Below are 2,704 nucleotides of genomic sequence, written 5' to 3' on the forward strand. Positions count from 1 at the left end.
ATGCTGTGCTTCCACTTTGGCATCCTGTCGTCGATCCCGATGGGCGTGCCGCTGGAGTGGAACGTCTTCATGATGTTTTCCGTGCTGGCGCTGTTCGTCGGCCAGGCCTCGGTCGGGTTGAGCGACCTGACCACACCGCTGCCGCTGGTGCTGTTGGCCGTCGTCGCGGCCACGGTGGTGCTCGGAAACCTGTTCCCCCGCAAGGTGTCTTTCCTGCCGGGCATGCGCTACTACGCGGGCAACTGGGACACCACGCTGTGGTGCATCAAACCTTCGGCCGATCAAAAAATCATCAAGGGCATCGTGGCGATCGCCAGCATGCCCGCCGCGCAGCTCGAGAAGTTCTACGGCAGCAAGGAGGCCGCGCAGATCCCGATGTACATGGGATATGCGTTCCGCGCCTTCAACACTCACGGCCGGGCCTTGTTCACGTTGGCACACCGCGCGATGGCTGATCAGAACGAGGACGACTACGTCCTCACCGACGGCGAGCGGATCACCAGCACCGCGATCGGCTGGAATTTCGGCGACGGGCATTTCAGCAACGAGCAGTTGGTCGCGGCCCTGCACAAGCGCTGCCACTTCGAGCCGGGCGAGGTGCGGGTGGTGATGCTCGACGCCCAGCCGATCCACCGGCAGACGCAGCAGTATCGGTTGGTCGACGCGGCCACCGGCGAATTCGAGCGTGGCTACGTATGTGTCGCGGACATGGTGACCCGCCAGCCCTGGGCCGACGACGTGCCGGTGCATTTACTCGCCGAGGCACGCCGGGCGGCTAGCGACAGCTGACAACTAGCCGATAACCGGCCTGACCCAGCAACGTCACCGCGTGGCTGGCGATGTTCTAGTGCGCCGAGTGTGAAACTGCTGCGAGATTTCAGCGAATTTTCCGCAGCAGTTTCACACTCGATGAACGCAGACTGTTAAGCGCTGGCCCGCACTTCCTTGGTCGCGGCGACCAGATTGGTCAGCGACGCCGAGACTTCCTCGGGATTGCGGGTTTTCAGGCCACAGTCGGGGTTGACCCACAACCGTTCGGCGGGAACGGCTTTCAGCGCCGCTCGCAGTGACTTGGCGATCTCGCCCGTGCTCGGCACTCGCGGCGAGTGGATGTCGTAGACACCCGGCCCCACGCTGTTGGAGAAGCCGACCGAGTTCAAGTCGTCGAGCACCTCCATGTGCGAGCGGGCCGCCTCGATGGACGTGACGTCGGCATCCAGATCGGCAATCGCGCCGATCACTTCGCCGAACTCGGAGTAGCACAGGTGGGTGTGGATCTGCGTCGAGTCAGCCACGCCCGAGGTCGCCAACCGGAATGAACCGACCGCCCAGTCCAGGTACGCCTGCTTAGCCGCGTCGCGCAATGGCAGCAGCTCCCGCAGCGCGGGTTCGTCGACCTGGATCACGGCGATGCCAGCGGACTGCAGGTCCACGGTCTCGTCCCGAATGGCAAGCGCCACTTGGTTGGCGGTGTCGGCCAGCGGCTGGTCGTCACGGACGAACGACCACGCCAAGATGGTCACCGGACCGGTGAGCATGCCCTTGACCGGCTTATCGGTCAGCGACTGCGCGTAGGTAATCCAGTCCACCGTCATCGGTTGAGGCCGGGCGACATCGCCGTACAGGATCGGCGGACGAACGCAGCGGCTGCCGTAGGACTGCACCCAGCCGTTCTGGGTGGCGAAGAAGCCGTCCAGCTGTTCGGCGAAGTACTGCACCATGTCGTTGCGCTCCGGCTCGCCGTGCACCAGCACATCGAGGCCGAGGTCCTCTTGTAGCTTGATGACGTCGGCGATCTCCTGCTTCATCCGACGCTCGTACTCGGCCTGGTCGATCTCTCCCGCGCGCAGTGCCGCGCGGGCTTTGCGGATCGCCGAGGTCTGAGGGTAGGAGCCGATCGTGGTGGTCGGCAGCGGCGGCAGATGCAGCCGCGCATTCTGTGCCTCACGGCGCTCGGCGGCGGGCCCGCGTTCGTTGCCCGACTTGGTGATCGAGTCGATGCGGGCCCGCACCTGGTTGTTGTGCAGCCGCTGATCTGAGCGACGGGACTTCACTGCGGCATTGGAGGCCTCGAGCTCGTCGGCCACGGAGGCTCGGCCTCCAAGGTCCCCGCGTAGCGTGCGTGCCAAAGTGGCCACCTCGTGCACCTTTTCGGCGCCGAAGGCCAGCCAGCTGCGCAGTGCGTCGTCCAGATCGGCTTCCGGTTCCAGCGAATACGGCACGTGCAGCGTCGAGCACGACGTAGAAACTGCCACGGCAGCCACGCTTCCCAGCAGGCTGGCCAACTTGCTCAGCGCCGACTCCAGGTCGGTGCGCCAGACGTTGCGCCCGTTGACGATTCCGGCCACCAGGGTTTTGTTTTCCAGCCCAGGAACGGACGCGACTGCGGTGTCGGCGCCGCGGACCAGGTCCACGCCGATCGCCTCGACAGGTGTGCGGGCAAGCGCGGGCAGCGCGCTGCCAGGGTCACCGAAGTAGGTGGCCACGTAGATCGCGGGCCGCTTCTGCACCGATCCCAGTGTGTTGTACACCTTTTCCGCCAGCGCGGCGGCGTCGGGGTGGATGTCGGTCACCAGGACCGGTTCGTCAAGTTGCACCCACTCGGCGCCGTTGTCGGCCAGTAGCGAAAGCAGCTCGGAGTAAAGCGGAACCAGCTCGTCGAGCCGCTGCACTGGTGCGCCCGCGCCATCGACCGCCTTGCTCA

2 protein-coding genes are annotated in these 2,704 nt (G+C 65.3%); one reads left to right on the forward strand and one right to left on the reverse strand.

Annotated features, from left to right (window positions below; translation table 11 throughout):
- Nucleotides 1-789: DUF3556 domain-containing protein (locus WBF82_RS05860; protein WP_424382137.1), on the forward strand; the 789-nt coding region annotated here is incomplete at its 5' end.
- A 134-nt stretch (nucleotides 790-923) separates the two neighbouring features.
- Here the strand turns inward: WBF82_RS05860 and metE are convergent.
- The coding region (metE, locus tag WBF82_RS05865) for a 5-methyltetrahydropteroyltriglutamate--homocysteine S-methyltransferase (protein WP_424382138.1) at nucleotides 924-2,704 on the reverse strand (1,781 nt) is incomplete at its 5' end.

Source organism: Mycobacterium sp. (genome assembly GCF_049673265.1).
Taxonomy (GTDB): domain Bacteria; phylum Actinomycetota; class Actinomycetes; order Mycobacteriales; family Mycobacteriaceae; genus Mycobacterium.